Origin of the sequence: Halomonas llamarensis (assembly GCF_023555005.1) — a bacterium.
Classification (GTDB): Bacteria; Pseudomonadota; Gammaproteobacteria; order Pseudomonadales; family Halomonadaceae; genus Vreelandella; species Vreelandella llamarensis.
The window spans coordinates 24666-31499 of sequence record NZ_JAMJPJ010000038.1 but is presented as its reverse complement, the minus strand read 5'-3'; the positions used below and the strand labels follow the sequence as shown (position 1 = coordinate 31499).

Here is a 6834-nt window from a genome sequence, read left to right as displayed (position 1 = left end):
ATGTTTTATAACAGTCGGCGGCGGCATTCGACGCTGGATTACAGCAGCCCCAATGATTACGAATCAGCAATGGCAGAACTGAAGAAAGCGGCTTAACTGGGTTGTCACAAATTGCTTGACCACTCCACCTGCCTGAGTGATCCAGATAATCTCGACACCGTGCACGAAGGCCTGTTGCGGTTGGCCATCTGGCGTTTGAGCAGCCTACCTGATGTTACGCCATACGCGGCTGATACGCCGATGACGCTCGATATTGATGGACTGCCTATCGAGGTCTTCGGCCATCAGGGCGGCAGTGCCTACAATGGCTACGCTGGCTCACGGATTTATTCTCCTTTGGTGGCGTCGATCGCCGAGACCGGCGACATGGTCGGTGGCCTGCTGCGCGAAGGCAACGCCGGTCCGGCGGAAAACGCGGATACCTGGATCCCTCATCTTGTTCAGCGCCTGATGGAAGGCACGAACCGCGACGTGGATCAGTTCCGCGTGCGCCTAGATGCTGGCTTTACCGATGGAGAAACACTGCGCGCACTCGATTCAAGGGATATCGCTTATCTGGGCCGGTTAAAGAGCAACAACGCTCTACAGACACTGGCAGCCCCCTATCTCAAACGGCCGCCCGGGCGTCCACCGGAGATGCCACGAGAGTGGTGCCATGATCTGGACTATCGGGCCGGTAGCTGGGAATCACCGCGGCGTGTGATATTGGTGGTGCAGGAAACGCCTGATGACCTGCTGCCGCATGCGTTTTTCCTGGTCACTAACCTCAGCCGCTATCACTACCCGGCTGAGAAAGTCCTGGCGCTCTATCGCAAGCGGGGCAAGGCTGAAGGACACATGGGCGAACTCAAATCAGCGCTTAATCTGCACCTGTCCTCGACAGATCGCGGCCATCTGACCACCCAGGACGTCATGGCCCGCAATCAAGTGAATTTGCTGCTGAGCCTCTATGCGTACCAGGTGCTGCACAGCGTGCGTTGCGTGATGGAACGCCGAACCGGACAAGGTTGGAGCTTGATCAAGCTGCGTGAACAAGTGTTGAAAGTGGCGGCCACGTTCACAGTAAAAGCCCGCCAAATCCGCATGCGCTTGAGTGGTGCGGCCAACAAGTGGTGGCCTCGATTACTCCCAGGCATCCGACGACTACAACCACTTCCCGACTGACATCGGCGGCTTCAACGGCGTAAACATCATCATCGGCCAAGGGCTGAGAGCACACCGTGGGCAAATGGCGGCTATCTATGCAAAAACGCGATAGAAACGGGACACTGAAGGCCTATCTCGCATAACTATCGCGTCGGTAAGACGTTAAATAGCCTCAACGCATCCACCATGCAGACGTAAAGCGCTCAATAATGGCGCTACCACCGCCGCGATGAATGAGGCGGGATTAAGGGTATAAAACGGATGGCATACTACTAGGGCTGAAGAAGCGTGATTATGAACGAGAGTATGGTCAGCCGTGGTGGACAGAGAGTGAGCTACAAGTAGTATCCCGATACTTTCCTGCGCACAGCGCTTCTGAGATTCAGTGCCGCTTTCTGCCTCATCGTAGCATTCAGGCAATACTTCAAGCGGCGTAGAGAAGAGGGGCTGGTTTACGTTCCCCGCGGCGATGGAGAAGATGGAGACCCGTGGAGCGAAGATGAGCTTCAGCGCCTGAAAACCCATCGTCATTTGCCTGCAGAAGAGCTAGCCAAGTTTTTCCCAAATAGGCAAAAGCGTGCGGTGATAAACCAGCGCTATAAATTGGGCTGGAGCCCGGCCAATTTCTGGTCAGAGGCAGAGTTAAAGCTTTTGCACCAGCACCTTGATGCCCCAAGGGATGAATTGTGCCGTTTATTTCCGGATCGCACCTGGATAGTAGTAAGAAAAAAACGCGATAAGTTGCGCCGTAAACCAACCAGTACGCAAAAGCCGAATACGCGGAAGGCATGAAGTACTGCTAACTTACGGGGGTATACGTTTTGCGAAAAAACCAAGCGCTAAATTTAACGTAACGCCTGCCAAATCAGATTAAAGCCGACCAGGAACATGGCGAAAATCACCAAGCGGTAAAACAGCGCTTCGTTGACACGGTTTTGCAGCCAGAGGCCGTTGCGCACCCCGATCCAGGCGAAGGGCACCAGCAGTAGCGACGCCCAGGCGCTGGTGACGTTGATCTCGCCAAGCCACATATAGGGCGCTAACTTGATCACATTGACCACCGCAAACGACACCGCGCAGGTGGCGATAAAGGTCTCTTTCGACAGTTTGCGCGGCAGCAGGTAAACGTTCAGCGGCGGCGCGCCCGCATGGGCCATAAAGCTGGTGAAGCCGCAGACGCTTGCCGCGGGCAGTGCCCAGCGGGAAGAAATGGGTTTTTTGGCGACGGGCTTGAGGAGCATGTAAGCGGCAAACAGCAAGGTGATAATGCCCAAGGTCAGGCGCAAGCCCTGCTCGCTCAGGGTGTCAAACAGCAGCGTACCTACCGCCACGCCGATAAACAGCCCTGGCACAAAGCGCCACACTTCCGCGTTTGACTGCCTGCCCCACCACGCCTTCACCGTAAATACGTCCATGACTAGCAGCAGCGGTAGCAACAGGCCAGCTGCCTGGACCGGGCTGACCGCCAGCGCCATTAGCGGTACCGAAAGCGTACCGAAGCCACCCGCAAAGCCGCCTTTTGAAACGCCGGTGAGGTAAACGGAAAAAATGATTAATAGCCAAGCGATGACAGAGTAGTCGGGGAGCATGGGGTTCTCTCGGAAATTAGCGCCAATAAAAAGCCCCGCGAGTGCGGGGCTACAAATCATAGCATTAGATAAATGTTAGCGGGCGAAGCGTTGCGCCATCAAGTGTTCATTAGCCACTCGTGGTCGGGATCGTTGTGGAATTTCCACACCCGTTTGGGGCCGGCCATTACGTTTAAGTAATAAAGCGAGTAGCCGTGGGCGGCGCCAACAGGGTGATAGCCCTTGGGCACCAGTACGCAGCAGCCATTTTCCACTGCCATGGTTTCATCAAGGCTGCGATCATCGGTGTAGACGCGCTGAAAGGCAAAGCCTTGGGAGGGGTTGATGCGGTGGTAGTAGGTCTCTTCCAACTGCGACTCGTGGGGTAAGTTATCCGCATCGTGTTTATGCGGCGGGTAGCTCGACCAGTTGCCCGCGGGGGTGAATACTTCGACCACCAGCAGGCTATCGGCAGCCTCGGTTTCCGGCAGAATGTCGTGCACGTGGCGGGTATTCGTGCCTTGCCCGCGGGTGCTCTGCTTGATGTTGTCAGGCGCTATCAAGCGTGGCGCATGATTGCCATGCCCTGGGGCCGCACACACGGCCAGTTCGAGATCGGTGGTCGCTTCTACCGAATAGCTAACCCCATTGGGCAGGTAAACCGCGTAGGGCGGAATCTGTTCAAAGATATCCATGCGCTCGCCGATATTATCAAAGCGATGCTCACCGCAGGCCACATTGGCGCGACCAGTGAGCAGCACCAGGCAGACTTCCTGATCATCGCTACTTGCCTCCAGGCGCTTGCCCTTGGCGAGTTTATGCACCCGAAAGCCGACATGCGTCCAGCCAGCGGAGGCGGGGGAAACGTCAATTACGGTGCCTTGTGCATTCGGGGCGGTGGGGCGTACCAGTAGTGAAGTCATTCTTCGCTCCTCCTAACGGTTTGGCGGCGGTCTGGTCAGCCAAACGTCTTGAAAATAAAAACTTTACGTGGCTGTTTAAACCGAAGCATCGAGCAGGATTTTGCGCCCTTCGCGTAGCGAGCGCTCTGCTGCGTCTGCTAATCGCAATGCTTCCAAGCCATCCTGAGCGCCTGCCAGAGGGGCACGCTTTTCGCGCCAAGCATCGACAAAGTCGCCAATCTCTAATCGATAAGCCTCGGCATAACGCTCTAAAAAGAACCATTTGGGTTTGTCTTCCACTTGCCCTGCCTCGCCGGTAAAGCGTAGCCGGGTATCAGACTCGTTTTGCGCCTGGAGCATGCCTTGGCTGCCAAAGGTTTCGATACGCTGGTCGTAGCCGTAGCTGGCGCGCCGGGAATTGCTGATTTGGCAAAGCTTTCCACTAGCGGTGGTGAGGGTGACCATGGCGGTATCCACGTCACCCGCTTCACCAATGGCTGGGTCGATAATGCTGCTGCCGACGGCAAAAACACTTTCGATCGGTTCATCCAGCAGCCACCGGGCCATATCAAGGTCATGAATCATCATGTCGCGAAACAGCCCGCCTGAGGCACTGACATACTCAGCAGGCGGGGGCGAAGGGTCGCGGCTGATAATCGTCAGGGTTTCCAGTGCCCCGATACGCCCTTGGGTAATGGCCCGTTTAAGCGCTGCAAACTGTGGGTCGTGGCGACGATTAAAGCCTAACGCACAGGTCACCGGATGTTCGCTTAGCACCTGCAGAGCATCGCGGGTGCGCGCCAAATCCAGGGCGATGGGCTTTTCGCATAGAACCGCTTGGCCTGCGCGAGCGGCGCGTTCCAGATACGCCGCGTGGGTGGGAGTGCTAGAGGCAATCAGTACGGCGTCAATGTCGCCATCCGCAAAAATCTCATCAACGGAGGTCGCTTTGCTGCCGTACTGCTCGGCCAGGGATTCTGCGGCAGGCTGATGAAAATCGGCCACGGCGGCTAGGGTAACGTCTGGGTGTGAGTGAATGGCCTGGGCATGCACCTTGCCGATGCGTCCAGCGCCGATAAGTGCGAGTTTCATGAGCGCTCCTGTTTTGTTCTTGGTGTTGGCTTGTTTTGGCGTTTAGGTCTTGCGTTTTTGGTCGTGGTCCTTTTCTTTGTCACGTGTTTTGTCTTGCCGCACGCCTAGTGCAATTGCCAAGGTCTGGGTCAGGCAGAGTGATGCGGTCAAGCTGCGGAAACTTTTCACTTCAGCTTCATTGACAACGAAGGCAATATCCGCGAAACGAGCCAGCGGACTGAGGGTCGAATCGGTAATCACCACAATAGGCAGACCGCGCTGATGGGCGTCTTCGCAGGCTTTTTGGCTCTCTTCGGCATAGGGGGAGAAGCTGATGGTCAGTAGGGCGTCGTGTTGGCTCATGGCGCGCAGCTGCTCGCCGTACATGCCTCCCAAACCATTGACCAGCAGCGCAGGTTTATCCACATGCGCCAAGGCATAGGTCATGTAGCTGGCCACCATAAAGCTCCGTCGGGCACCCATCACATGAATGGCGTGGGCCTGCTCAAAAATATTCAGCGCCTTTTCTAGGCTCTCTGGATTAATGCGGCTAGGCAGTTGCTCCAAAACGGCGCGGTTGGCGTCGGCGAACTCCCACAACAACTGGGTGCTGTCCGGTGTTTCTCCGGTAGCGCTGCGTACTGCTCGAATTCGCTCGGTGTAGTTGGGCAGCTCATCGACCAGGCGGCTGCGAAACAGCTGCTGCATTTCGGAAAAGCCCTTAAAGCCCAAGCTATTGGCCAGGCGAATCAAGGTGGAAGGGGTGACATCCGCCTGATCGGCAATTTTAGCCACGGTCGCCAAAGCCACCTCTTGGGGGTGATCAAGCATAAATCGCGCGGTTTGCTGCAAACGTTTGCTTAGCGTGGCGTATTCGGCGGTGATCAGCGTTTCCAGCTCACGGTAGCTTTGAGGTGGCTGCGGCATACAATTTCCTTAGCGTTAACGCGTGTACCACTTAGCTGAGAGAAAACTAAGCAAAGGGGCTGATTGTTGAGCAGTCTAGCTGGTTGGAATTAATATTCCATTTATACCAAGGTATAGAATAAATAATTTGCATGTATTGCTATTTGGAATCTATATTCCATAGCGCCAAGGCATTAAATGCCACTTCCCTACCAACAACGATAACGTTATGAGGAATTATTTATGGCACGTCTATCTCAATGGCTTCTAGCCTCCGTCGCCACCACGGCGCTCATGGCGGGTGCCGCACAAGCACAGGAAACAGCAGAAGAAGAGAACCGCTTTGTCATGGTGACCCATGGCGTTCCCTCTGATCCTTTCTGGTCGGTGGTCAAAAACGGCGCTGAGGCGGCGGCTGATCTTGTAGGCGCGGAGCTTGAGTACCGCGCACCTTCGACCTTTGATATGGCCAAAATGCAGCAACTCGTCCAGGCGGCAGTGGCGTCTCAACCAGACGGCTTGATTCTCTCTTTCACCGACGAAAATGCCCTAGGCAGCGTTGTGCAAGATGCGGTCGATAACGGCATTCCCGTCATCACCATTAATTCCGGCGGCGATGTATCAAATGATTATGGCGCTCGTTTGCACATTGGGCAGAGTGAATACGAGGCGGGTAAGCAGGCCGCCGAGCGTATGCAAGAGACGGGCGTTGAGAAAGGCGTTTGCGTCAACCATGAGCAAGGTAACCAAGGGCTCGATCAGCGCTGTGATGGTTTTGTCGATGGCTTTGATGGCAACGCTGATCAGTTGGCGACTACCTACGACCCCACCAATATTCGCAACGCCATCGTGGCTTATCTCAACCAGAACAGCGACGTTCGCGGTGTGTTAACGCTGAGCGCGCTGGCGGCCGATCCAATGATTAAAGCCATGCGTGAGCAAGGTGCTACCGACGCATTCACTCTGGGTACCTTTGATCTCTCACCCGGCATTCTAGAAGCGCTTGATGCGGGCGACTTGGACTTTGCGATTGACCAACAGCAGTACATGCAGGGTTACTTGCCCGTCATGTTTCTGGATCAGTTCGCTAAGAATGGACTGTTGCCCGCAGGGGATATTGCTACCGGTCCGGGATTTGTTACGCAAGAAAATGCTGCGCAGGTTATTGAGCTGAGTAGCCAGGGCATCCGTTGATAACAACCTAAATCGGAAAAGGCTCGGCGCTGCCGAGCCTTGGGAGT

6 protein-coding genes and 1 pseudogene are annotated in these 6834 nt (G+C 55.4%); 2 read left to right on the top strand and 5 right to left on the bottom strand.

Annotated features, from left to right (window positions below; translation table 11 throughout):
- Window positions 1-126: 126 nt before the first annotated feature.
- Window positions 127-1164, top strand: a pseudogene (locus M8006_RS15850) (IS1380 family transposase); the annotation flags it as partial.
- A gap of 144 nt (window positions 1165-1308) precedes the next feature.
- On the opposite strand, the gene M8006_RS15845 reads toward M8006_RS15850, so the two are convergent.
- From M8006_RS15845 to M8006_RS15825, 5 genes are all read right to left on the bottom strand, one after another.
- Window positions 1309-1671 carry a hypothetical protein gene (locus M8006_RS15845; protein WP_250083881.1) on the bottom strand — a complete coding sequence of 121 codons (363 nt, stop codon included), beginning with the start codon at window positions 1669-1671 and terminating at the stop codon, window positions 1309-1311.
- Between the two features lie 320 nt (window positions 1672-1991).
- Window positions 1992-2735: a sulfite exporter TauE/SafE family protein gene (locus M8006_RS15840; RefSeq protein WP_250083879.1), complete on the bottom strand. Its 744-nt coding sequence runs from the start codon at window positions 2733-2735 to the stop codon at window positions 1992-1994.
- Between the two features lie 98 nt (window positions 2736-2833).
- The gene (gene iolB, locus M8006_RS15835; RefSeq protein WP_250083877.1) at window positions 2834-3637 is read right to left on the bottom strand and encodes a 5-deoxy-glucuronate isomerase; all 804 of its coding nucleotides are present in this window, start codon (window positions 3635-3637) and stop codon (window positions 2834-2836) included.
- 75 nt (window positions 3638-3712) lie between these two features.
- Window positions 3713-4708 (bottom strand): inositol 2-dehydrogenase, encoded by a 996-nt coding sequence (gene iolG, locus M8006_RS15830; protein ID WP_250083875.1) that lies wholly within the window; start codon window positions 4706-4708, stop codon window positions 3713-3715.
- A 42-nt stretch (window positions 4709-4750) separates the two neighbouring features.
- Window positions 4751-5614 (bottom strand): MurR/RpiR family transcriptional regulator, encoded by an 864-nt coding sequence (locus tag M8006_RS15825; protein WP_250083874.1) that lies wholly within the window; start codon window positions 5612-5614, stop codon window positions 4751-4753.
- A gap of 222 nt (window positions 5615-5836) precedes the next feature.
- Between M8006_RS15825 and M8006_RS15820 the strand changes: the two genes are divergently transcribed.
- A complete protein-coding gene (locus M8006_RS15820; protein WP_250083872.1) occupies window positions 5837-6787 on the top strand; it encodes a sugar ABC transporter substrate-binding protein in 951 nt (316 codons plus the stop codon).
- Window positions 6788-6834 lie beyond the last annotated feature (47 nt).

Excerpts from the sequence above, each read along its gene's own strand:
- M8006_RS15845 (WP_250083881.1), bottom strand. The coding sequence starts at position 1,671 with ATGGGTTTTCAGGCGCTGAAGCTCATCTTCGCTCCACGGGTCTCCATC.
- M8006_RS15840 (WP_250083879.1), bottom strand. The coding sequence starts at position 2,735 with ATGCTCCCCGACTACTCTGTCATCGCTTGGCTATTAATCATTTTTTCC.
- iolB (WP_250083877.1), bottom strand. The coding sequence starts at position 3,637 with ATGACTTCACTACTGGTACGCCCCACCGCCCCGAATGCACAAGGCACC.
- iolG (WP_250083875.1), bottom strand. The coding sequence starts at position 4,708 with ATGAAACTCGCACTTATCGGCGCTGGACGCATCGGCAAGGTGCATGCC.
- M8006_RS15825 (WP_250083874.1), bottom strand. The coding sequence starts at position 5,614 with ATGCCGCAGCCACCTCAAAGCTACCGTGAGCTGGAAACGCTGATCACC.
- M8006_RS15820 (WP_250083872.1), top strand. The coding sequence starts at position 5,837 with ATGGCACGTCTATCTCAATGGCTTCTAGCCTCCGTCGCCACCACGGCG.